Annotated in this window: 24 protein-coding genes; 8 read left to right on the top strand and 16 right to left on the bottom strand. The window is 63.3% G+C overall.

The window, feature by feature from the left end:
- Positions 1-65: 65 nt before the first annotated feature.
- The 4 genes from ASF61_RS19030 to ASF61_RS19045 are packed head-to-tail and all read right to left on the bottom strand — an operon-like array spanning position 66 to position 5627.
- Positions 66-1523 (bottom strand): NAD-dependent succinate-semialdehyde dehydrogenase, encoded by a 1458-nt coding sequence (locus tag ASF61_RS19030; protein ID WP_056159530.1) that lies wholly within the window; start codon positions 1521-1523, stop codon positions 66-68.
- A 51-nt stretch (positions 1524-1574) separates the two neighbouring features.
- Entirely contained in the window at positions 1575-2417 is an 843-nt protein-coding gene (locus ASF61_RS19035) for a PPK2 family polyphosphate kinase (protein WP_056159533.1), read from the bottom strand.
- 44 nt (positions 2418-2461) lie between these two features.
- The gene (locus tag ASF61_RS19040; RefSeq protein WP_056159536.1) at positions 2462-4081 is read right to left on the bottom strand and encodes an NAD(P)/FAD-dependent oxidoreductase; all 1620 of its coding nucleotides are present in this window, start codon (positions 4079-4081) and stop codon (positions 2462-2464) included.
- 34 nt (positions 4082-4115) lie between these two features.
- Positions 4116-5627, bottom strand: a complete 1512-nt coding sequence (locus tag ASF61_RS19045) for a polyamine aminopropyltransferase (protein WP_056159539.1) — start codon at positions 5625-5627, stop codon at positions 4116-4118.
- Between the two features lie 107 nt (positions 5628-5734).
- Here ASF61_RS19045 and ASF61_RS19050 point away from each other — a divergent pair, with 107 nt between their 5' ends.
- From ASF61_RS19050 to speD, 5 genes are read left to right on the top strand one after another with little or no spacing between them, the layout of a single operon-like run.
- The gene (locus tag ASF61_RS19050; protein ID WP_056159542.1) at positions 5735-6121 is read left to right on the top strand and encodes a DUF350 domain-containing protein; all 387 of its coding nucleotides are present in this window, start codon (positions 5735-5737) and stop codon (positions 6119-6121) included.
- 39 nt (positions 6122-6160) lie between these two features.
- Positions 6161-7225, top strand: a complete 1065-nt coding sequence (locus tag ASF61_RS19055; protein ID WP_056159545.1) for an SPFH domain-containing protein — start codon at positions 6161-6163, stop codon at positions 7223-7225.
- Positions 7226-7239: 14 nt separating this feature from the next.
- Positions 7240-8715 (top strand): DUF4178 domain-containing protein, encoded by a 1476-nt coding sequence (locus ASF61_RS19060; protein WP_056159548.1) that lies wholly within the window; start codon positions 7240-7242, stop codon positions 8713-8715.
- Positions 8712-8894: a hypothetical protein gene (locus ASF61_RS19065; RefSeq protein ID WP_056159551.1), complete on the top strand. Its 183-nt coding sequence runs from the start codon at positions 8712-8714 to the stop codon at positions 8892-8894. The genes ASF61_RS19060 and ASF61_RS19065 overlap by 4 nt, the downstream gene beginning before the upstream one ends.
- Positions 8895-8901: 7 nt before the next feature.
- Entirely contained in the window at positions 8902-9330 is a 429-nt protein-coding gene (gene speD, locus ASF61_RS19070; protein WP_082491815.1) for an adenosylmethionine decarboxylase, read from the top strand.
- A gap of 326 nt (positions 9331-9656) precedes the next feature.
- On the opposite strand, the gene ASF61_RS19075 is transcribed toward speD, so the two are convergent.
- Entirely contained in the window at positions 9657-10295 is a 639-nt protein-coding gene (locus tag ASF61_RS19075) for a glutathione S-transferase family protein (protein ID WP_056159554.1), read from the bottom strand.
- Positions 10296-10368: 73 nt separating this feature from the next.
- Between ASF61_RS19075 and ASF61_RS19080 the strand changes: the two genes are divergently transcribed.
- The 3 genes from ASF61_RS19080 to ASF61_RS19090 all read left to right on the top strand — a co-directional run bounded on the left by ASF61_RS19080 (position 10369) and on the right by ASF61_RS19090 (position 11896).
- On the top strand, positions 10369-11205 hold the full coding sequence (locus ASF61_RS19080; RefSeq protein WP_056159556.1) for a helix-turn-helix domain-containing protein: 837 nt from the start codon (positions 10369-10371) through the stop codon (positions 11203-11205).
- Positions 11206-11271: 66 nt separating this feature from the next.
- Positions 11272-11580, top strand: a complete 309-nt coding sequence (locus ASF61_RS19085) for a transcriptional regulator (RefSeq protein ID WP_056159559.1) — start codon at positions 11272-11274, stop codon at positions 11578-11580.
- Positions 11573-11896: a DNA-binding transcriptional regulator gene (locus ASF61_RS19090; RefSeq protein WP_056159562.1), complete on the top strand. Its 324-nt coding sequence runs from the start codon at positions 11573-11575 to the stop codon at positions 11894-11896. Before ASF61_RS19085 ends, ASF61_RS19090 begins: the two co-directional genes overlap by 8 nt.
- 80 nt (positions 11897-11976) lie before the next feature.
- Here the strand turns inward: ASF61_RS19090 and ASF61_RS19095 are convergent, their stop codons facing one another.
- The 11 genes from ASF61_RS19095 to ASF61_RS19145 form a co-directional block, all read right to left on the bottom strand.
- Positions 11977-12399, bottom strand: coding sequence for a F0F1 ATP synthase subunit epsilon (locus ASF61_RS19095; RefSeq protein ID WP_056159567.1), 423 nt, complete (start codon positions 12397-12399; stop codon positions 11977-11979).
- Positions 12400-12463: 64 nt separating this feature from the next.
- The gene (gene atpD / locus ASF61_RS19100; protein ID WP_056159570.1) at positions 12464-13864 is read right to left on the bottom strand and encodes a F0F1 ATP synthase subunit beta; all 1401 of its coding nucleotides are present in this window, start codon (positions 13862-13864) and stop codon (positions 12464-12466) included.
- 30 nt (positions 13865-13894) lie between these two features.
- Entirely contained in the window at positions 13895-14770 is an 876-nt protein-coding gene (gene atpG, locus ASF61_RS19105) for a F0F1 ATP synthase subunit gamma (RefSeq protein ID WP_056159573.1), read from the bottom strand.
- 61 nt (positions 14771-14831) lie between these two features.
- Positions 14832-16373: a F0F1 ATP synthase subunit alpha gene (gene atpA, locus ASF61_RS19110; RefSeq protein WP_056159576.1), complete on the bottom strand. Its 1542-nt coding sequence runs from the start codon at positions 16371-16373 to the stop codon at positions 14832-14834.
- A gap of 68 nt (positions 16374-16441) precedes the next feature.
- Positions 16442-16975, bottom strand: coding sequence for a F0F1 ATP synthase subunit delta (locus ASF61_RS19115; protein WP_056159581.1), 534 nt, complete (start codon positions 16973-16975; stop codon positions 16442-16444).
- A 2-nt stretch (positions 16976-16977) separates the two neighbouring features.
- Positions 16978-17448, bottom strand: coding sequence for a F0F1 ATP synthase subunit B (locus ASF61_RS19120; protein ID WP_026637682.1), 471 nt, complete (start codon positions 17446-17448; stop codon positions 16978-16980).
- Positions 17449-17485: 37 nt separating this feature from the next.
- Positions 17486-17755: a F0F1 ATP synthase subunit C gene (atpE, locus tag ASF61_RS19125; protein ID WP_373994567.1), complete on the bottom strand. Its 270-nt coding sequence runs from the start codon at positions 17753-17755 to the stop codon at positions 17486-17488.
- A gap of 70 nt (positions 17756-17825) precedes the next feature.
- Positions 17826-18623, bottom strand: a complete 798-nt coding sequence (gene atpB / locus ASF61_RS19130; protein ID WP_056159588.1) for a F0F1 ATP synthase subunit A — start codon at positions 18621-18623, stop codon at positions 17826-17828.
- A gap of 21 nt (positions 18624-18644) precedes the next feature.
- Positions 18645-18980, bottom strand: coding sequence for an ATP synthase subunit I (locus ASF61_RS19135; RefSeq protein WP_056159590.1), 336 nt, complete (start codon positions 18978-18980; stop codon positions 18645-18647).
- Between the two features lie 288 nt (positions 18981-19268).
- Positions 19269-20150 carry a ParB/RepB/Spo0J family partition protein gene (locus ASF61_RS19140; protein ID WP_056159592.1) on the bottom strand — a complete coding sequence of 294 codons (882 nt, stop codon included), beginning with the start codon at positions 20148-20150 and terminating at the stop codon, positions 19269-19271.
- A 21-nt stretch (positions 20151-20171) separates the two neighbouring features.
- Positions 20172-20942 (bottom strand): ParA family protein, encoded by a 771-nt coding sequence (locus ASF61_RS19145; protein ID WP_056159596.1) that lies wholly within the window; start codon positions 20940-20942, stop codon positions 20172-20174.
- Positions 20943-21019: the final 77 nt, after the last annotated feature.

Consider the following 21019-nt stretch of genomic DNA (forward strand, 5'->3'; position numbering starts at 1 on the left):
GAAAGAAAATTCATTCTATGCCAAATGCCCCGCTTTTGCCCGACATTTCCCCGGTCCCGGCATCGCTACTCGAGGCCCGCCAGGCAGATGTATTTGACCACCAGGTAGTCCTCGATGCCCAGGTGCGAGCCTTCGCGGCCCAGGCCCGATTGCTTGACGCCGCCGAACGGGGCGATCTCGTTCGAGATCAGGCCCGTGTTGACGCCCACCATGCCGCTCTCGATCGCTTCGGACACGCGCCAGATGCGGCCGACGTCGCGTGCATAGAAATAACTGGCCAGGCCGAATTCGGTATCGTTGGCCAGCGCGATCGCCTCTTCTTCGGTCTCGAAGCGAAACAGCGGCGCCATCGGGCCGAAGGTTTCCTCGCGCGCGACCAGCATCGCGCTGGTGACGTCGGCCAGCACGGTGGGCTCGAAGAAGCTGTGACCGAGCGCGTGGCGCTTGCCGCCGGTGAGCAAGCGCGCGCCCTTGTCCAGCGCATCGGCAATGTGCTGCTCGACCTTTTCCACGGCCTTGGCGTCGATCAGCGGACCTTGCGTGACGCCCTCGTCCACGCCATTGCCCACCTTGAGCTGTTTGACCGCCGCCACCAGCTTTTCGGCAAAGGCGTCGTACACGCCGGCCTGCACGTACAGCCGGTTGGCGCACACGCAGGTCTGGCCGGCGTTGCGGTACTTGGAGGCGATGGCGCCTTCGACCGCCGCATCGAGGTCGGCGTCGTCAAACACGATGAACGGCGCATTGCCGCCCAGTTCCAGCGACAGCTTCTTGATGGTGGGGGCGCTTTGCGCCATCAGCTTGCGACCGACGTCGGTCGAGCCGGTAAAGGTCAGCTTGCGCACCAGCGGGTTGGCCGTCATTTCGCCGCCGATGTCGCCGGACTTGCCGGTGACGACGCTGAACACGCCAGCCGGCACGCCGGCGCGCGCGGCCAGTTCGGCCAGCGCCAGCGCCGACAGCGGCGTGGCCTGCGCCGGTTTCAGGACCATCGGACAGCCGGCCGCCAGCGCCGGGCCGACCTTGCGGGTGATCATGGCGATCGGGAAGTTCCACGGCGTGATGGCTGCGCACACGCCGATCGGCTCGCGCGTGACCAGGATGCGCTGGCCCGCCGCCGGGGCGGCCAGGGTCTCGCCGGCCACGCGCTTGGCCTGCTCGCCGAACCATTCGATGAACGAGGCGCCATACGCGACCTCGCCGCGCGACTCGCTCAGCGGCTTGCCCTGCTCGGCCGTCATCAGCAGCGCCAGGTCGTCGGTGTTGTCGAGGATCAGGTCATTCCACTTGCGCAGGATGAGCGCGCGTTCGCGCGCGGTTTTCTTGCGCCAGGCCGGCCAGGCGGCGTTGGCGGCTTCGATCGCGCGCCGGGTTTCGGCCGCGCCCATCACCGGCACGGTGGCGAGGGTGGCGCCGGTGGCGGGGTTGGTGACGGCTGCGGTAGCGCCGTCGTCGGCGTCGCACCATTGGCCGTCGAGGTACGCCTGCTGGCGCAGCAGCGATGGATCTTTCAGTTGCAGCATCGGGGTTCTCCTCAAAAAACCACTATGCCACAGCCAAAAAAATCATGACGTTTAGACCACCGTGAACGAGGACAGCTCGGGGTGCGGCGGCGGATAGTGCAGGTGCATGCTCTCCAGTGTTTCGAGCAGCAGGCTGGCGACGGCCAGGTTGCGGTGCACCTTGGAGTCGGCCGGCACGATGTACCACGGCGCGTAGTCGGTATGGGTGGCGCGGATCGCGTGCTCGTACGCCTTGACGTAGTCGTCCCACTTCTTGCGCTGCTCGATGTCGTTGGGATCGAACTTCCATTGTTTGTCGGGATCGTCGAGCCGCTCCTGCAGCCGCTCGCGCTGCTCTTCGTGCGAAATGTGCAGGAATACCTTGATGATGACGGTGCCGGTGTCGGTCAGCATGCGTTCGAAGTCACGGATGTGGGCATAGCGGCGCTGGCATTCGTCGTCATCGATCATGCCCTGCACGCGGGTGATCAGGACGTCCTCGTAGTGGCTGCGGTTGAAGATGGCGATCTCGCCCTTGACCGGCACGTGGAAGTGCACGCGCCACAGGTAGTCGTGCGCCAGTTCGGCGTCGGTCGGCGCCTTGAACGCCACCGCGCGCACGCCCATCGGGTTGACGCCGCTGAACAGCGCGCGTACCAGGCCGTCCTTGCCCGACGTGTCCATGCCCTGCAGCACCAGCAGCACCTTGTGCTGGCGCAGCGCGTAGAGGCGGTCCTGCAGGTCGGAGATCCGGTCGATCAGGCCGGCCGTGCGTTCGTTGTCGAGCGCCTTGGCTTTCGACTTGCTCAGATCGGGATTGGCGGCGCGGCTGGACATCACGCTGTTGCCGGCGTCGTCATCGCGCAGCTTGGGTTTGGCGGGGGCGAGAAAGCGCTTGCGGGCGTCGTGGGTCATGGTGTGTGGTCGGTGGCATCAGGTTTCATCGATGAACCAGCTTATCACTTTGCCGCCAGCGTCGCCGCCCGGTATCCCCACCACGCCGCTTCCTCGAACACCGAGAACCCGGACAGGTCGGCGTGGGCGAACAGGATGCTGCCATCGACCTCGCGCAGCGCCTGCATGCCGGCATTGCTGCGAAAGCCCGGTACCGGCACGCTCATCGCGTGGCCGCGCAGCGTGATGTCCACCCGCTCGACGCAGCCGGCAAACTGCGCCCCGTACGCCGTGTGCAGGTCGGCGCTGGCCAGCGCCAGCAGTTCCTCGGGCGCGGCGGCCGCCATCCAGCGCCGCGCGTCGAGCGCCTTGCGGTCCGACAGCGCGACGTAGGCACTGAACACGGTTTTTTCGGGCGGGCGCACGCGGATGTCCTGGTGGGTGGCGACGACGAAGCCGAGTCCCGGTTCGCTGTACACCACGTTGTCCCACGACAGCGGCTGGCCCGGTAGCTCGCGGGGAAAACGTTTAAGAAGGAAATTGGCCACCAGCCATGGCGCATACTGCGGAATGTGCCGGGCCGGATCGAACCCGTAAGCGCCGATGTTCTCCACCACGCGCGCGGCCACGTAGGTCGGCATGGCGCAGATGGCCTTGCGCGCGCGCACCAGGTAGGTGGTCGGCCGGCCGGCGTCCAGGCGCAGGCACAAGGCCTCGACGCCATTGGCCGTCTTTTTCAGCGTGACGCAGGTGCCGGCGCGGCGCCGGATGCCGGACGCGCGCTCGATGCCGCGCGCCAGCGGCTGCAGGCCGCCGGGCCAGGTCAGCCAGGTGCCGTCGCTGGCGTTGGCAGCCTTGCCCCAGCGGCTGCAATAGTAGTGCAGGCCGGCCCACGCCGAGACCTGGTCGTAGCGCGTGCCATAGTCGTCGCGGCAGCAGTAATTCAGGTACCAGTGCAGCGTGGGCGAGCGGTAGCCCTGCTGCGCGAGCCACGTTTTGAGGGTGATGCGGTCGAGCGCCGTCCACGCCGGGTCCTGCGACGACAGCACGGTCGGGAACACGAACAGGCGGCGGCCGTCGTTGCCGTGCAGCTGGCGCAGGCGCTCCACTTCCCTGAAAAAGCGCGCATGTTCGTCGCGCTCCCATTGCGCCACGCCTTCGGTCGGCATAAAACCTTCCTGCCAGCGGCCGGCGTGCAGCAGCCGTTCCTCGGGCGCGTGCAGCAGGTAGCGCTCGTCGTAATAGGGCCGCTCGCCGAAGGCGTCGCGTTCGATGATGCCCAGGTCGGCCAGGATCTCGCGCACGTGCACCGACTCCGGCGACGGCAGCGGCAGGTAGTGGGCGCCGGTCGGGTACTCGAGGTCGCCGAAGGCGCCGCCGGCAGCGTTACCGTACGCCTGGGGACCGTCGATCATCAGCATGTCGGTCCGACCGAGCTTGTTGAGTTTCCAGGCGGCCGTCAGGCCGGCCACGCCGGAGCCGAGGATGACCACGTCGGTGGTGACTACCGTCGACGGCGGCGGCAGCGCGCCGTGCTGGCGCAGGTCGCGCAGGTAGTGGCCTTCGTCGCGGCCCGGGTAGTGCAGCACCGGCGTGACTTCCTGCCAGCGGCCAAAGCCGGCCACGCTGCCGGCGGCGGCCAGGCCGGCCGCGCCGCCCCAGACCAGAAAAGACCGGCGCAGCATCAGCGCGCCCCGACCAGGTAGGTTGCGCTTCTCATCAGCGGATCACCCGGCGCCAGTCCTGCTCGAACTCGTGCACCAGCGACTGGGTGTTGAGACGATTGGGCGCCATCGGCAGCGCCTGCATATCGGGCGGGAAGATGAACATCTCGCGCGTGGTCTCCGCGTTCAGGTAACGCATCGGCAGCCGGTAGCGGGTGGGCGGCGTGAAGTCGGCCTGCGGGCTGGCCAGCACAAAGCCCCATTCGCCGAACGAGGGCACGTAGGCATGGTAGGGCCAGGTTTTCAGGCCCACCTCGCGCAGCGTGGCATCGATGGTCCAGTAGGCGTGCGGTGCGAAGAACGGCGACGTCGACTGCACCGTCATCAGGCCGTTGGCGGCCAGGTGCTTTTTCACCATGCCGTAGAACGGCACCGAGTACAGCTTGCCGAGCGCAAAACTGGACGGATCGGGGAAGTCGATGATCACCGCGTCGAACAGGTCGTCGTTGTGCTGCAGCCAGATCGCGGCGTCGGCATTGACCACGGTAACGCGCTTGTCGGTGAGCGCGCCGTGATTGAGCCTGACCAGTTCCGGGCGGCTGGCAAAGGCGCCCGTCATGGCCGGATCGAGATCGACCAGCGTCACGTGTTCGATATGTTTGTAGCGCAGGATCTCGCGCAGCGCCAGGCCGTCGCCGCCGCCCAGCACCAGCACCCGCCGCGCCCATGGCAGCGGTTCGAGCACCGGGTGCACCAGCGCCTCGTGGTAGCGGTATTCGTCGCGCGACGAGAACTGCAGGTTGCCGTTGATGTAGAGCCGCAGGTCGTCCTTCCAGCGCGTGACCACCAGGCGCTGGTACGGCGTGCTGGTGGCAAACACGATCTCGTCGCCGAACAGGCCATGCTCGCCCCAGTACGTGAGGCGGTCGGCCGAGATGAAGCCGCACACGAGCAGGAACAGCACGGCGCAGGCGCGCAGCATGCGGCCGGTCACGTTGACCAGCTCCGTGCGGAACACGCGGATGGTCCACAGGGCCACGCCCACATTGAGCATGCCGAACACGAAACCGCTGCGCACCAGTCCCAGCTTGGGCGCCATCACCAGCGGGAACAGCAATGACACGGCCAGCGCGCCCAGGTAGTCGAACGTGAGCACGCGGCTGACCAGCTCACTGAAATCGGTCTTGCGCGCGTTCAGTGCCCGCATTACCAGCGGCACTTCCATGCCGACAAAGGCGCCGACCAAAAATACCATCGTGTAGAGCATGGCGCGAAACGGCGCGGCGGTCCACGAAAACGTCAGGAACAGCAGCGCCGCCGAGATGCCGCCCACCAGGCCCACGGCCAGTTCGATGTCGACGAAACGCGCCATCACGTGCTCGTCGCGCACATACTTGGAAAAATGCGCGCCCACGCCCATGGCAAACAGGTAGCAGCCGATGATGGTGGAAAATTGCAGCACCGAGTCGCCGAGCAGGTAGCTGGCCAGGGCGCCGGCAATCAGTTCGTACGCCAGGCCGCAGGACGCGACCACGAACACGGACAGGATCAGGATTTTTTTGTTCATTACGCTTGTCGGGACGGTTTTGCACTACCATGCTGCGGCATTAATAAGTTAGCATTGGTAAGTTAGCATTAAGAATTCGCCATCACTTTACCCTGCGGGAGGGCGCCGTGCCAGCTATCCTCAATTATCTGATCCATCTTTTGCTGGCAGCGCTGCTGCTGGCCGTGTTTTTTGTCGCCTACACGCGCATGACACCGTACGACGAGGTGCTGCTGATCCGCCAGGGCAACGGCGCAGCGGCGCTGTCGCTGGGCGGCGCGCTGATCGGCTTTTCGATCACGGTCGGTTCGGCGCTGATGCACACCCTCGGCTACCAGCAGTTCTTTGCCTGGGCCTTCGGCGCGATGGTGGTGCAGATGCTCGCGTATGCGATCACCACCCGCGTGCTGAACATGGCCAAGGACCAGATCGAGGGCAACAACACCGCGTTCGGCGGCCTGCTGGGCGCCATCGCCGTGTCCATCGGCGTCATCAACGGCGCCTGCATTTCCTGATATTTTCTGACATTTCCCGACATTTCACGGAGGTCCGCCATGGGCATCGGCAGCTTTATCAAGAAGCAGTTTATCGACGTATTGCAGTGGAACGAGGACGTGGACGGCGTGCTGGCCTGGCGCTACCCGATGCAGGACCAGGAGATCCAGAACGGCGGCGTGCTGGTCGTGCGCGAGTCGCAGATGGCAGTATTCGTCAACGAGGGCCAGATCGCCGACGTGTTCGGCCCGGGCACCCACAAGCTCACCACGCAAACGCTGCCGCTGCTGACCAACCTGCTGAACTGGGACAAGCTGTTCGACTCCCCGTTCAAATCGGACGTGTATTTCTTCAGCACCCGCGTGCAGACCGGCCGCAAATGGGGCACGCCGCAGCCGATCACGATCCGTGACAAGGACTTCGACATGATCCGCGTGCGCGCCTTCGGCATGTACGCGTACCGCGTCAGCGATCCGCGCCAGTTCTTCCGGGAGATCAGCGGCACGCGCGAGACTTACACGCGCGAACAGGTCGAGGAACAGCTGCGCGGCATCCTGATGGCCACCATGGCCAGTTCGCTGGGCAGCGCCAACGTCCCCTTCCTCGACATGGCCGCCAACCAGGCGCTGATGGCCCAGCAGGTCAAGGGCGACCTGCGCGAAGCATTCGGCCGTTACGGCATCGGCCTCGATGAGTTCAATGTCGCCAGCGTCAGCCTGCCGGAAGAATTGCAGGCCGCGCTCGACGAGCGCATCTCGGCCGGCATGAAAGGCAGCCTGTCGGCCGACAAGATGACCGGCTTCACGCGCTACCAGACCGCCACCGCAATTCCGCTCGCTGCGCAAAACGAAGGCGGTGTAGCCGGCATCGGCGCCGGCCTGGGCGTCGGCATGACGGTGGGCCAGGCCATGGGCGCATCGCTGGCGCCCGGCGCTGGCACGGACGCCACTGCGGCGGCACCGGCTGCGTCATCGGCTGCGGCACCGGCACCGGCGCCGGCTGCGGCCGACACTGGCATCGAAGCACGGCTGCAGCAGCTCAAAGGCTTGCTCGACAAGGGCCTGATCTCGGCGGCCGACTATGACAGCAGCAAGGCCGAGCTGCTGAAAAAACTGATCGGCTGATCACCCGGAACCCCATGCAAATCGTTTCCTGTCCCAGCTGCGGCGCGGAAGTCGCCTTCCGCTCGCACGCCTCGGTCATGGCCGTGTGCGAATACTGCGCCACCACCGTGCTCAAAGACGCCGACACCGTCAAGGACTTCGGCAAGATGTCGGCCGTGCTGGAGGATTACTCGCCGATCCAGATCGGCACCACCGGCGTGCTGGCCGGCCGCCAGTTCACCGTCATCGGCCGCATCCAGCTGCGCTATGCGGCCGGCCTCTGGAACGAGTGGTATCTGCTGTTCGACGACCGCGCCACCGCCTGGCTCGGCGACTCGTCCGGCCTGTACACGATCACGGCCGAGTTCAAGGGCGGCGCCGCGCTGCCGGCCTTCGACCGGCTCAAGCCCGGCAACAATTACACGATCAACGGCGCGCCCTACACCGCTGCCGAAATCCGCGTGGCCGACTGCGTCGGCGGCCAGGGCGAACTGCCGTTTCTCGTCGGCGACGGCTACCAGGCCAAGGTGGCCGATCTGCGCCGCGGTGCGGAATTCATCACGCTCGATTACTCCGACGCCGCACCGGTGGTGTACACCGGCACGGCCGTCACGCTGGCCAGCCTGCGGTGCCAGCTGCTGCGCGACGACGACACCATCCTGCGCGCGGCCGGCCGCTATCGCGGCACCCTGTCTGCCCTCGATTGCCCGTCGTGCGGCAGCGCCATCAAGTACCTGCCGGGCGCCAGCACCACGCTGGTGTGCGCGGCCTGCCAGGCGCAGATCGACGTTGCCAGCGCCAAGGCACAGGTCATCGCCGCCGGCGAACGGGTCGCCAGTGTGGCCACCACGATCGAGCTGGGCGCCACGGCAAAAATCAAGAAACAGGATGTCACCGTCATCGGCGCCATGCGCCGCGCCGACGACGATGGCGCCGAGTGGACCGAGTACCTGCTGTACGGTGCCAACGCCGGCTTCTCCTGGCTGGTGGAGACCGACGACGGCTGGTCCAGCGCCACCGTGCTGGCCGAGTGGCCGCAGGCGTACCAGCCGGGCGCCGATCACGTGATGATCGGCAATACACGCTATAACAGCCTGTATACCTACGGTGCGACCGTGACCTGGGCCGCCGGCGCCTTCAACTGGCGCGTGGCAGTCGGCGACGTCACCGAGGTCGAGGAATACCAGGCCGGCCAGTACAGGCTGGCGCGCGAAACCACCGCGCACGAAATGACCTGGTCGCGCTCGCGATCGGTGGCGGGCGACCAGGTCAAAGCGTGGTTCGGCGCCCAGTTCCGCGGCGAGGTCAAGCCGGCCCGCTCTGCCACGGCTGCCCGGCCGCCCGCGGCCAGCCCGCGCTGCGACCTGGCCAACTACATCGTCGTCTTCATGCTGGTGATCAACGCGATACCGCTGCTGATGGATTTTTCATCGACCTGGTATCTGAGCGCACTGGGCGTGCTGGCCATCTACCTGCCGGCCGACCACCTCGATAAGAACGACAAGTCATGATCAAATTCTTTTTATACGCGGTCCTCGTCACCGTGGTGACGTCGTACGCGTCGTGGACACGGGTCCTGGCGGACGACCGCGACAATGCCAACTACCACGGCAGCACCTGGAGCTCTTTCGGTGGCAGCAGTGGCGGCGGCAGCTACGGCAGCGGTTCCGGCGGTGGCGGCCACAAGTGAAGCACACATGAAGCGCGATCCGATGCCGCTTGCCGCAGCCGGCGCAGCCCCCACCGACCACCGGCCGACCGGCAGCCACCTGCTGGCCGACCTCGGCGGGATCGCTGCAGACAAACTGTGCAGCTGCGACACACTCGACGTGCTGTTGCGCACCGCTGCCGGGGCCGCCGGTGCGCGCGTGCTGCACAGCCATTTCCACGGATTTGGCGACGGTCAGGGCGTGACCGGCGTGGTGCTGCTGGCCGAGTCGCATATCTCGATCCACACCTGGCCCGAATGCGGCTTTGCGGCCCTCGACATCTTCATGTGCGGCACCGCGCAGCCGCAGTTAGCGCTGGCTGTCGTGGTGCAGGCGCTGGCGCCGTCGTCGCACAGCGTGCAGGCGATCGAGCGGGCGCCCCCGGCCGGGCCGGGTGCTGCCTGCCGGCTGCCGTAGCAAGCGCCATGCCCGCGTGCGCGAACCGGCAAGCCGCGGTGTCGGCGGTTGCCAGGTCGTGACCGGGCGCCGTGCGCTACAGTAGCGAGCGCCATGCCCGCGTGCGCGAGCCGGCAAGCCGCTGTATCGGCGGTTGCCAGGTCGTGACCGGGCGCCATGCACTACATTAGCGAGCGCAACCATCGTCGTGAACCGTTCGATGACGTGCTGACCCGCTGCCTCGCCGTGCCGTGGAGCCGACCGCGCCGCCGCCCGCGCGACCAGCATGACCGGCGCAGTCAAAGCTGCCGGCCGCCACGGCGCCGAGGTCCGCTGCTGGGCAACGATCAGCCCGGATCGGAAGCGGCCTGCTCGGCTTGCGCAGCGGCCAGGTCCTGGTCCTTGTGCCGGGCAGCTGCAATGGCGGGGTGGCCTTGCACGCGTGCCACGTAAGCGTCGATCTCGGGACGCTTGGGCAACAGGCCGCCCATCCAGCCCAGCGCCGTGCCCCACAGCACATCGAGCGCGGAAAACCGCTCGCCAAGCAGCCACGGCCCGCGCGCCAGTTGCGTCACCACGGTGTTGAACACGTCATCGAAATCGCCGTAGCCGTTGGTGGCCTTGTCGACCGGCGCGCGCTGCATCCAGCGGTCGACCAGCGCCGGCTCGAAACAGCTGCCATAGAATGCCATCCAGCGCAGGTAGGGGCCGCGCTGCGGATCGCCGAGCGGCGGCGCCAGTCCGGCGGCCGGGAACAGGTCGGCCAGATACAGATAAATCGCCACCTGCTCGGTCACCAGCACACCGTTATGCTCGATGGCAGGCACTTTGCCCATGGGGTTGATCGCCAGGTAGGCCGGCGCGCGGTTGTCGCCACGCTTCATGTTCATGACGTGTAATGCGTAAGGTGCTTGCAGCGCTTCGAGCAGTGCCAGCACGCCGGTCGACCGCGAATTGGGGCAATGATGCAACAGCAGTTGGTCCATGATGATCTCCTGGTGAAAATCTGACGATAGCGGCTGCTAAGATGGCCGTCTTGGAAAAACACGCAAGGGCACCATGACCACCACACCGCTGACGCTGCAAGACCGCTACAAGGGCGTGGTCCACCCGGCCGACGTGGGTCGCCTGTTCCGCCTCGAGCGCTACGCCGCGCCACCGGACCTGGCGCCGTACATCGAGTGGTACTGGATGGTGGCGTGGGAGTTGCCGCCGGGGCTGGTGCACGTGCAACGCACGCTGCCCTCGCCGTGCGTGCAGGTGGTGTTTGACCGCGGCCGCAGCGCAACGTTCGGTGTGATGACGGGCGCGTTCGAGTACACCTTGCGCGGCAAGGGCGCCGTGCTGGGCGCGCGCTTCCGGCCCGGCACATTCCGCGGCCTGTTGCAGCGCGCCGTGCAGACCATCACCAACCGGCAGCTGCCGGTGTCGGCCGTGTTCGGCGGCGACGATGCGCACGACGAATGCAGCGTGCTCGATGCGGCCGACGCCGGCGATGACGCGGCCATGGTCGCCGCAGCCAGCGCGATTTTCCGCCGCGCGCTGCCGGCAACGCCCGATCCCCGCGTGGCGACGGTCGCCAAGGCCATGGCACTGATCGGTGAGCATCGCGAGATCACGCAGGTGGCGCACCTGGCAGCGTGCCTGGACCTGAGCGTGCGCGCCGTGCAGGCCCTGTTTCGCGAACACGTGGGCGCCACGCCGAAATGGGTGATCCGCCGCAACCGCCTGCTCGACGCCGCCGACCGCCTCGGCAACGACGACGGCGCCAACATCGACCTGGCCACGCTGGCACAGGAACTCGGCTACTACGACCAGGCGCACCTGACGACCGATTTTGAAGCGCTGGTGGGCAAGCCGCCGGCGCATTACAGGCGTGACTGCGCAAAGGAATAAGATTTGGTTCCAGCGCGTTTGATGCAACTCAAATGAGTCTATACTTAAAACTCATACGGTTGATCGATGCGCACCGTGATCGAAACGCCGTTGTTTGAAAGTCTCTGGCCAAGCTATTGGAGTCCAGATGAGTACGCAGCTTTCATCACCTTCATCGCTTCCCATCCCCATGCCGGTGACGTGGTGCCGGGCACCAACGGCGTACGAAAAGTGCGGTGGAAGCGTCAGGGTATAGGAAAGTCGGGCGGCGTCAGGGTGATCTATTTCGCACGCAGCACCGCATTTGAAATCGTGTTGCTGACGTTGTATGCAAAAGCCAACGTAACCAATCTCAGCAGCGCAACATTGAAGGAGATGCGTCGTGTCTATGACTAAAAACTTACCGCTCGGAGATGAAGAACTCGCGCGATTCGAAGCGCGCCGCGATGTGCAAGCTGAGCTGGTGCAAGCGGGTCGGGAGATGAAGGCAGGCCTGGGCCGGGTGGTGTACTCGCCTCTGATTGCGGCACGCGAGAAAACCGGGCTCACCGCTGAACAATTCGCCGGATTGTTAGGCATGCATGCCGACGAACTGGAACAACTGGAGCAGAGCCGCCATCCGCTCGGCGGTGCCGTGCGAACACTGGTTGCCGTTGCGCTCAGTCATCCCGACGCGCTCGTTGCTGCAGCCAAAGAGGCGCAAGCCGCTTAATCAGATCACGACCGGATAATAAAAAAGGCAGCCCAAGCTGCCTTTTTGCTGTCCTGCTGATGCGTTGCTTGCGTCGATGCTTAGTGCTTGGCGCGCAGTTTGGCGATGGCGGCCAGTTGGCCGACCGCCGCTGCCAGCTCGGCTTGCGCCTTGGCGTAGTCGATGCCGGCGCTGGTGTTGGCCAGCGCTTCTTCGGCGCGCTTCTTGGCCGCAGCCGCTTTGGCTTCGTCCAGGTCGGCGCCGCGGATGGCGGTATCGGCCAGCACCGTCACGGCGTTCGGCTGCACTTCCAGCAGGCCGCCGGCGACGAAGACGAACTCTTCTTCAGCACGGCCGGGAACCTTGATGCGCACCGCGCCCGGGCGGATACGGGTGATCAAGGGCGTGTGCTTGGGATAGATCCCCAGCTCGCCCTGCTCGCCCGGCAACGCGACGAATTCGGCTTCGCCCGAGTAGATCAACTCCTCGGCGGAAACCACGTCAACGTGAATAGTGTTTGCCATGTGTGTCCTATCGGATGGAACGGTCCCGGCACGCCGGGACCGCACTCAACAATTAGCTCAACGATTAGTTGAGTTTCTTGGCTTTTTCGATGGCTTCTTCGATCGTGCCTACCATGTAGAACGCTTGTTCCGGCAGGTGGTCGAGTTCGCCCGACGCGATCATCTTGAAGCCCTTGATCGTGTCTTTCAGCGAAACGTATTTACCAGGCGCGCCGGTGAATACTTCAGCAACGTGGAACGGCTGCGACAGGAAACGCTGCATCTTACGTGCGCGCGATACCAGCAGCTTGTCTTCCGGGGCCAGTTCGTCCATGCCCAGAATCGCGATGATGTCGCGCAGTTCCTTGTAGCGCTGCAGCGTGCCTTGCACGGCGCGTGCGGTGTCGTAGTGGTCCTGACCGACGACCAGCGGGTCCAGCTGACGCGAGGTCGAGTCCAGCGGATCGACGGCCGGGTAGATACCGAGCGAGGCGATGTCACGCGACAGCACGACGGTCGAATCGAGGTGACCGAAGGTGGTCGCTGGCGACGGGTCGGTCAAGTCATCGGCTGGCACGTACACGGCCTGGATCGAGGTGATCGAACCGGTCTTGGTCGAGGTGATGCGCTCTTGCAGACGGCCCATCTCTTCGGCCAGGGTCGGCTGGTAACCCACTGCCGACGGCATACGGCCCAGCAGTGCCGACACTTCGGTACCGGCCAGCGTGAAGCGGTAGATGTTGTCCACGAAGAACAGCACGTCCTTGCCTTCGTCACGGAACGCTTCGGCCATGGTCAGACCGGTCAGCGCCACGCGCAGACGGTTGCCTGGTGGTTCGTTCATCTGGCCGTAGACCATCGCCACCTTGGAGTTTTCCGGGGTGTCCAGATCGACCACTTTGGCATCGGCCATCTCGTGGTAGAAGTCGTTACCTTCGCGGGTACGCTCACCGACGCCGGCAAACACGGACAGACCCGAGTGCGCCTTGGCGATGTTGTTGATCAGTTCCATCATGTTCACGGTCTTGCCGACACCGGCGCCGCCGAACAGACCGACTTTACCGCCCTTGGCGAACGGGCACACCAGGTCGATCACCTTGATGCCGGTTTCCAGCAGATCCTGCGATGGCGACAGTTCGTCGTAGGCAGGCGGTGCGCGGTGGATCGAAGCGATCTGGTCGTGTGCGACCGGGCCGCATTCGTCGATCGGGTTGCCCAGCACGTCCATGATGCGGCCCAGGGTTGCTTTACCGACTGGCACCATGATCGGCTTGCCGGTGTTCTGGATCATCATGCCGCGACGCAGGCCGTCGGAGGTACCCAGTGCAATGGTACGGACCACGCCGTCGCCCAGTTGCTGTTGTACTTCCAGGGTCAGCTCGGAGCCTTCCATTTTCAAGGCATCGAATACCTTGGGCATCGCATTGCGTGGAAACTCAACGTCCACCACAGCGCCGATACACTGAACGATTTTGCCATCAGCCATGTTCGTTCCTTCAAATATAGTTAAATTCGTTTAAACCGCTGCCGCACCGGCAACGATTTCGGAGAGTTCTTTGGTAATCGCAGCCTGACGCGTCTTGTTGTAGATCAGCTTCAGTTCACCGATGACGCTGCCAGCGTTGTCGCTGGCGGCCTTCATCGCCACCATGCGCGCCGATTGCTCGGACGCCAGATTTTCCGCCACCGACTGGTACACCAGCGCTTCAACATAGCGCTCGAGCAGTTCATCGATCACCGCAGCGGCGTCAGGTTCGTAGATGTAATCCCAGTTGTGATTACCCTCGTCCGCCTGCGTCTTGGCAGCTGGCAGTGGCAGCAACTGCTCCACGACCGGCTCCTGCTTCATGGTGTTGATAAACTTGGTGTAGCAGATGTACACGGCGTCGACTTCACCGTTCTGGAATTTTTCGAGCATGACCTTGACCGGTCCGATCAATTTTTCCAGGTGCGGCGTGTCGCCGATCTGGGTCACTTGCGCAACCACAGGAACGCCCACGCGATTCAAAAACCCCAAACCTTTGTTACCGATGGCAACTGCCGCAATCTTGTTGCCAGCCGCTTCCAGCTCGCGCGACTTGTTCGTCACCATGCGCAAGATGTTGGTGTTCATGCCGCCGCACAGACCTTTGTCGGTGGTGACGATGATGAAGCCAACTTTCTTGGCCAGTTCCTTTTGCTCTTCAGCCAGGAACGGGTGCGTGTATTCCGGATTAGCGGCGGCCAGATTGGCGGCGATATTGCGAATCTTTTCACTGTAGGGACGGGCGGCGCGCATACGGTCCTGCGCTTTGCGCATTTTCGATGCGGCAACCATTTCCATCGCCTTGGTGATCTTCTTCGTATTTTCTACGCTCTTGATCTTGCCACGTATCTCTTTGCCTACTGCCATGAGTCCTTACTCCTTCTGCGCCGGGAACGGCGCGGGCCTGAGCCCTGCGCCGTCAGGCCGCTTAAAATGCGCCCGATTTCTTGAAGTCGGCAATGGCGGCAGCCAGCGTTGCTTCGCCGTCTTTGTCCAGTTGCTTCGACGATTCAATCTTCGACAGCAGGTCAGCTTGCTTGGTCTTCAGGTAAGCGTGCAGGCCGGCTTCGAATGGCAGTACTTTCTTCACTTCGACGTCGTCCAGGTAGCCCTTGTTCACGGCGAACAGCGAGGCAGCCATCAGCGAGATCGACAGTGGCGAGTACTGGGCTTGCTTGAGCAGCTCGGTCACCCGTGCGCCGCGGTCCAGCTGCTTGCGGGTCGATTCGTCCAGGTCGGAAGCGAACTGCGCGAACGCAGCCAGTTCACGGTACTGGGCCAGGTCGGTACGGATACCGCCGGACAGATTTTTGATGACCTTGGTCTGGGCAGCACCACCGACGCGCGACACCGAAATACCGGCGTTGATCGCAGGACGGATACCGGAGTTGAACAGCGAGGTCTCCAGGAAGATCTGGCCGTCGGTAATCGAAATCACGTTGGTCGGCACGAACGCCGACACGTCGCCCGCTTGCGTTTCGATGATCGGCATGGCCGTCAGCGAACCGGTCTTGCCGGTGACGGCGCCGCTGGTGAAGGCGGACACGTAGTCGGCGTTCACGCGGGCTGCACGTTCCAGCAGACGCGAGTGCAGGTAGAACACGTCGCCTGGATACGCTTCGCGGCCTGGCGGGCGGCGCAGCAGCAGCGAGATCTGACGGTAGGCAACGGCTTGCTTCGACAGGTCATCGTACACGATCAGGGCGTCTTCGCCGCGGTCGCGGAAGTATTCGCCCATGGTGCAGCCCGAATAGGCCGAGATGTACTGCATGGCAGCCGATTCCGACGCGGTCGCGGCGACCACGATCGTGTATTCCATGGCGCCGTGCTGTTCCAGCGAACGCACGATGTTCTTGATGGTCGAAGCCTTCTGGCCGATCGCCACGTAGATACAGGTCATGCCCTGACCTTTTTGGTTGATGATCGCATCAACCGCGACGGCAGACTTACCGGTTTGACGGTCGCCAATGATCAGCTCGCGCTGGCCACGGCCGATCGGCACCATCGCGTCGATCGATTTCAGGCCGGTCTGCATCGGCTGCGACACCGATTCACGGGCGATCACGCCCGGGGCGATCTTTTCGATCGGCGAGGTCAGCTTGGTTTCGACCGGACCTTTGCCGTCGATCGGCTGGCCCAGGGCGTTGACCACGCGGCCGCGCAGTTCCGGACCGACCGGCACTTCCAGGATGCGGCCGGTGCACTTGACCGTGTCGCCTTCCGAGATGTGCTCGTAAGCACCGAGGATCACGGCGCCGACGGAGTCGCGCTCGAGGTTCATGGCCAGGCCGAAGGTGTTGCCAGGGAATTCCAGCATCTCGCCTTGCATTACGTCCGACAGACCGTGGATGCGGCAGATACCGTCGGCTACGGAAATCACCGTGCCTTGATTGCGCACTTCAGCGCCACTGTCAATGCCTTGAATCCGGCTCTTGATCAGCTCGCTGATTTCAGATGGGTTGAGTTGCATGCTAACTCCTAATTTAGTTCTCTCCGCTTGCGCGAGGGTATATTTGGTCTGCCGTAGCCAGCGGGTTCTTACTGAACCAGCGCGACGTGCATCTGTTGCAGCTTGGCGCGGACCGAAGTGTCGAGCACTTCGTCGCCAACCACCACGCGCACACCACCGATCAACAACGGGTCGACCGTGACAGTCGGGTTAAGCTTGCGGCTGAATTTCTTTTCCAGCGTAGCGACCAGCTCGGATACCTGGGCAGCGCTCAGATCGAACGCGCTCGTGATCTCGGCGTCCGCCGCACCTTCTGCACTGTTTTTGAGCAGTTGGAACTGGGCGCCGATTTCCGGCAGCAATTCGATGCGGCCATTGGCGACGATCATGCCGAGGAAGTTGTTCGCTTCTGCGGTCAGCGGCGACTTCACCAGCGACGCGATGGTGGCGGCGAGTTCGTGCTCCGACACTTTCGGATTGCGGGCATAGTCCTGCACCTCGGCGTTGCCGCCGATCTGGGCCAGTTCGGACACCAGATCGGACCACTGCGCGAGGTTGCCGGCTTGGGCTACGCGGAACAGGGCTTCCGCGTAAGGACGGGCGACGGTTGCGAGTTCAGCCATGATTACAGCTCGGTCGCAAGGCGGGCCAGCAGGTCGGCGTGGGCCGACGCGTTGACTTCACGCTTGAGGATCTGCTCGGCGCCTTTGACGGCCAGGTCGGCTACTTGGGCGCGCAGTGCTTCGCGGGCCTGGGTAACTTGCTGATCGGCTTCTGCCTTGGCTTGCGCAATGATGCGGTCCGCTTCAGCTTTGGCGTTGGTCTTGATTTCTTCTGCGACCAGTTGCGCACGCTTTTCCGCATCCGCGACGCGCTGGGCAGCTTCGTCACGGGCAGAAGTCAGGGCTTCGGCAGCACGCTTTTCAGCGACTGCCATCGAAGCCTTGCCTTGGTCGGCCGCAGCCAGACCATCGGCGATACGCTTGGCACGCTCGTCCAGCGCGGTGTTCAGCGCCGGGAATACGAATTTCATCGAGAACCATACGAGCACCGCGAAGGTGATCATCTGGCCGATGAGCGACATATTAACGTTCATACCTTGCTCCTAATTAGTTTCCCCGGTTGGAGCAGTATTACTGGCCAGCAGCGGAGAGAACGGCGGTCAGGAATGGGTTGTTGAAGGTGAACAGCAGAGCAACACCAACACCGATCATCGAGATCGCATCCAGCAGACCAGCGATCACGAACAGCTTGGTTTGCAGTTGTGGCATCAGTTCTGGTTGACGTGCCGACGCTTCCAGGAATTTGCCGCCCAGAATGGCGAAGCCCAGTGCGGTGCCGATAGCGGCCAGGCCGATGATGATAGCGACTGCCAGAACGGTCATGCCTTGTACTTGTGCGATCAGAGCTTGCATATATTTCTCCTAATTTAAAAAACGAAAGAACCTAAAAATAAAACCATCAAGTTGCTGATTAGTGCTTCTCAACCGCAAGGGCCAGATACACCACCGTCAACGCCATAAACACAAAAGCCTGCAAAGTTACAATCAAGATGTGGAAGATTGCCCATGGACCACCCAACAGCCACTGCGCCCACCAAGGCAACAACGCGATCAAGATGAAAATCAGTTCACCGGCGTACATATTGCCGAACAGTCGCAGGGCCAGCGAGACCGGCTTGGCGAACAGTTCCACCATTTGCAGCAGGAAGTTCACTGGCGCCAGCAACACGGCGGCAATGCCGTGTGCGTGGAAGGGGGCCGTAAACAGTTCCTTGGCGTAGCCGCCCAGGCCCTTGGCCTTGATCGAAAAACCGAAGATGCACAGCAGGACCGACAGCGACAGCGCGAAGGTCAGGTTGGCGTCGGCGGTCGGCACCACGCGCAGGTTGTACACGCCAACGAGTTCGAGTGCCTTCGGCAGCAGGTCCACCGGCAGGAAGTCCATCGCGTTCATCAGCCAGACCCAGACGAAGATGGTGATCGCCAGCGGCGCGATCACCTTGCTTTTCGCGTGGAACGCGCTGTTGACGGTATCGTTGACCAGTTCCATCACCAGTTCGACAAAGTTTTGCAGCTTGCCCGGCACGCCGGCAGTCGCGCGGCGCGATGCCATGTAGAACACGCCGAGGAAAATCGCGCCCAGAATGGCCGATACCCAGAACGTGTCCAGGTTAAACATGCCATCGCTGGTTTGCAGGTGGTGCAGGTGGTGCTTGATGTATTCTGTGGCGTTAGCCGGGCCGGTGTGGCCCCCGTGTTCAGTGGTCATAATGTCGTCAGATTTTGTTAATTAAACTGCAAGCAGTGCGAACCAGTACGCCAGGGTCGGCACCGCGAAACCCAAGATCAGCCATAACCAAGCGGCCGATGAAAATAACACCGGCGCGACGGCAAACAGCGCTGCAGTGATGAAAAACTTGACCATTTCCGCGCGAAAGTGCGTCCGGAAAGTCTTTTTTGGATCGTTCGTTGCGCCCATGACGATCATCGCGTACACCAGGCTCCCGATGACCGCGACTGCTCCGCCATAGGCGGCCGACCATGCTTTGAGTACTCCACCCAGATTCCAGGCGAGCAAGGCGAACCCAGTTGCGATGGCCAACTGGAGGGCGACGACTTTAAACATCGGCCTGGAGACACTCGTCGTTTTACGCACTGCGAGCTCCAAATAAACACCGATAAACTCAAAGACGCGTGATTATATGTGTCTTTCATGTATCACGTCAAACATGGTGCACCGCACAAGAGCGTTTCGTGCGCGAATGAGACGCTTTTATAAACATTTCCAATCGTGTTGCACCACTTTGGCGCTATATACTGTAAAAGAGGAAAATCGGCAATTTTCTAACGCCTTCCCCTCTCTTTGCCCGCCGGATGACGGTGTGACAACACGGCGCGGTCCTGCATCGGCCCTTCACGCCCGCAGTCTGGCCAGCACGCCGTCGAGGATATCGAGGTCGGCAAAGTCGATGATCAGCTGGCCGCGTCCCTTGCTGCCCATCTTGAACACCACCGGCGTGGCCAGCCGGTCCGACAATTCCTCTTCGAGCCTGGTGATATCGCCGGACTTTTCCTTGTGCCGCGCGTCGGCCGGCGCGGCCTGCTGTTCGTCGAGCGTGCGCGTGACCAGTTTTTCCGTCTCGCGTACCGATAACCGTTTGGCAACGACCATATTGGCCAGGTTGATCTGGGTCGCGCCATCGACGGCCAGCAGGGCGCGCGCATGGCCCATGTCGATATCGCCGGCCATCAGCATGGTTTGCACGCTGGACGCCAGGTTCAGCAGACGCAGCAGGTTCGACACGGCGCTGCGCGAACGACCGACCGCGTTGGCTGCCTGTTCGTGGGTGAAACTGAAATCGGTGATCAGGCGGTGGATGCCTTGCGCCTCTTCCAGCGGGTTGAGGTCTTCGCGCTGCATGTTTTCGATCAGCGCCATCGCGGCGGCGGCCTGGTCGTCGACATTGCGCACCAGCACCGGCAGCACGTCGAGTCCCGCCAGCTGGGCAGCGCGGAAGCGGCGCTCGCCGGCGATGATCTCGTAGCTGACGGCGCCGGTCAGCGCATCGCTGCCGATCGGGCGCACCAGGATCGGTTGCATGATGCCCTGGGTTTTGATCGAGGCGGCCAGTTCCTGCAGGCCGCCCTCGTCCATGCGCGTGCGCGGCTGATATTTACCGGCCTGCATTTGTGCGACCGGCAATTCGGATGGCGTGTTGGCGTCTGCCGGCTTGTCGTCGCCGCCGAGCAGCGCATCGAGGCCGCGGCCCAGTCCCTTGAGTTTTTTGGTTGCCATAGATGTAGAAGAAAGAAGGTCTTACATTTTCTTGATGCGCTCGACCATCTCGGCGCCAAAGGCGATATACGCCTGCGCGCCCTTGGACGAGGGATCGAACGTGACGCCGGGCATGCCATACGACGGCGCTTCGGCCAGCCGCACATTGCGCGGGATGATGGTCTTGAACACCTTGTCGCCGAAGTGCTGCTCGAGCTGGGCCGACACCTGCTGCGACAGCGTCATGCGCGGATCGAACATCACGCGCAGCAGGCCGATGATCTTCAGATCCTGGTTCAGGTTGGCGTGCACCTTCTTGATGGTATTGACCAGGTCGGACAAGCCTTCGAGCGCGTAGTACTCGCACTGCATCGGGATGATCACGCCATGCGCGGCGCACAGGCCGTTTAGCGTGAGCATCGACAGCGCGGGCGGGCAATCGATCAGGATGAAATCGTAGTCCTGGTCCACCTTGGCCAGCGCCAGCTTCAGGCGCCGCTCACGGTTGTCGAGCGCCACCATCTCCACCTCGGCGCCAGCCAGCTCGCGGTTCGACGGCAGGACGTCGAACCGGCCTGGTTCCGAGCGCGCCCGCGCGCTGGCCACATCGGACTCGCCCAGCATCACCTCGTAGGTGGAGGCAGTGAGACCAGCCTTGTTGATGCCGGCGCCCATGGTGGCGTTGCCCTGCGGGTCCAGGTCCACCAGCAGCACCCGCTGGTTCAGCTTGGCCAGCCCTGCTGCCAGATTGACGGTGGTGGTGGTCTTGCCCACCCCACCCTTCTGATTCGCTACGCAGAAAATTTTCGCCATGTAGTTTTTATCGTCTTTTTCTTTAACAGTTTATACCGTTTAAACGATTTATATCGTTTATTTCGTATAAATCATTT

The sequence above is a fragment of the Duganella sp. Leaf126 genome (assembly GCF_001423125.1).
Classification (GTDB): domain Bacteria; phylum Pseudomonadota; class Gammaproteobacteria; order Burkholderiales; family Burkholderiaceae_D; genus Rugamonas.

Excerpts from the sequence above, each read along its gene's own strand:
- atpD (WP_056159570.1), bottom strand. The coding sequence starts at position 13,864 with ATGGCTGATGGCAAAATCGTTCAGTGTATCGGCGCTGTGGTGGACGTT.
- ASF61_RS19065 (WP_056159551.1), top strand. The coding sequence starts at position 8,712 with ATGATCAAATTCTTTTTATACGCGGTCCTCGTCACCGTGGTGACGTCG.
- ASF61_RS19145 (WP_056159596.1), bottom strand. The coding sequence starts at position 20,942 with ATGGCGAAAATTTTCTGCGTAGCGAATCAGAAGGGTGGGGTGGGCAAG.
- ASF61_RS19135 (WP_056159590.1), bottom strand. The coding sequence starts at position 18,980 with ATGTTTAAAGTCGTCGCCCTCCAGTTGGCCATCGCAACTGGGTTCGCC.
- atpB (WP_056159588.1), bottom strand. The coding sequence starts at position 18,623 with ATGACCACTGAACACGGGGGCCACACCGGCCCGGCTAACGCCACAGAA.
- ASF61_RS19045 (WP_056159539.1), bottom strand. The coding sequence starts at position 5,627 with ATGAACAAAAAAATCCTGATCCTGTCCGTGTTCGTGGTCGCGTCCTGC.
- ASF61_RS19095 (WP_056159567.1), bottom strand. The coding sequence starts at position 12,399 with ATGGCAAACACTATTCACGTTGACGTGGTTTCCGCCGAGGAGTTGATC.
- ASF61_RS19080 (WP_056159556.1), top strand. The coding sequence starts at position 10,369 with ATGACCACCACACCGCTGACGCTGCAAGACCGCTACAAGGGCGTGGTC.
- ASF61_RS19075 (WP_056159554.1), bottom strand. The coding sequence starts at position 10,295 with ATGGACCAACTGCTGTTGCATCATTGCCCCAATTCGCGGTCGACCGGC.
- ASF61_RS19040 (WP_056159536.1), bottom strand. The coding sequence starts at position 4,081 with ATGCTGCGCCGGTCTTTTCTGGTCTGGGGCGGCGCGGCCGGCCTGGCC.
- ASF61_RS19055 (WP_056159545.1), top strand. The coding sequence starts at position 6,161 with ATGGGCATCGGCAGCTTTATCAAGAAGCAGTTTATCGACGTATTGCAG.
- ASF61_RS19030 (WP_056159530.1), bottom strand. The coding sequence starts at position 1,523 with ATGCTGCAACTGAAAGATCCATCGCTGCTGCGCCAGCAGGCGTACCTC.
- ASF61_RS19115 (WP_056159581.1), bottom strand. The coding sequence starts at position 16,975 with ATGGCTGAACTCGCAACCGTCGCCCGTCCTTACGCGGAAGCCCTGTTC.
- ASF61_RS19090 (WP_056159562.1), top strand. The coding sequence starts at position 11,573 with ATGACTAAAAACTTACCGCTCGGAGATGAAGAACTCGCGCGATTCGAA.
- atpA (WP_056159576.1), bottom strand. The coding sequence starts at position 16,373 with ATGCAACTCAACCCATCTGAAATCAGCGAGCTGATCAAGAGCCGGATT.
- ASF61_RS19060 (WP_056159548.1), top strand. The coding sequence starts at position 7,240 with ATGCAAATCGTTTCCTGTCCCAGCTGCGGCGCGGAAGTCGCCTTCCGC.
- ASF61_RS19120 (WP_026637682.1), bottom strand. The coding sequence starts at position 17,448 with ATGAACGTTAATATGTCGCTCATCGGCCAGATGATCACCTTCGCGGTG.
- ASF61_RS19035 (WP_056159533.1), bottom strand. The coding sequence starts at position 2,417 with ATGACCCACGACGCCCGCAAGCGCTTTCTCGCCCCCGCCAAACCCAAG.
- ASF61_RS19085 (WP_056159559.1), top strand. The coding sequence starts at position 11,272 with ATGCGCACCGTGATCGAAACGCCGTTGTTTGAAAGTCTCTGGCCAAGC.
- ASF61_RS19140 (WP_056159592.1), bottom strand. The coding sequence starts at position 20,150 with ATGGCAACCAAAAAACTCAAGGGACTGGGCCGCGGCCTCGATGCGCTG.
- speD (WP_082491815.1), top strand. The coding sequence starts at position 8,902 with ATGAAGCGCGATCCGATGCCGCTTGCCGCAGCCGGCGCAGCCCCCACC.
- atpG (WP_056159573.1), bottom strand. The coding sequence starts at position 14,770 with ATGGCAGTAGGCAAAGAGATACGTGGCAAGATCAAGAGCGTAGAAAAT.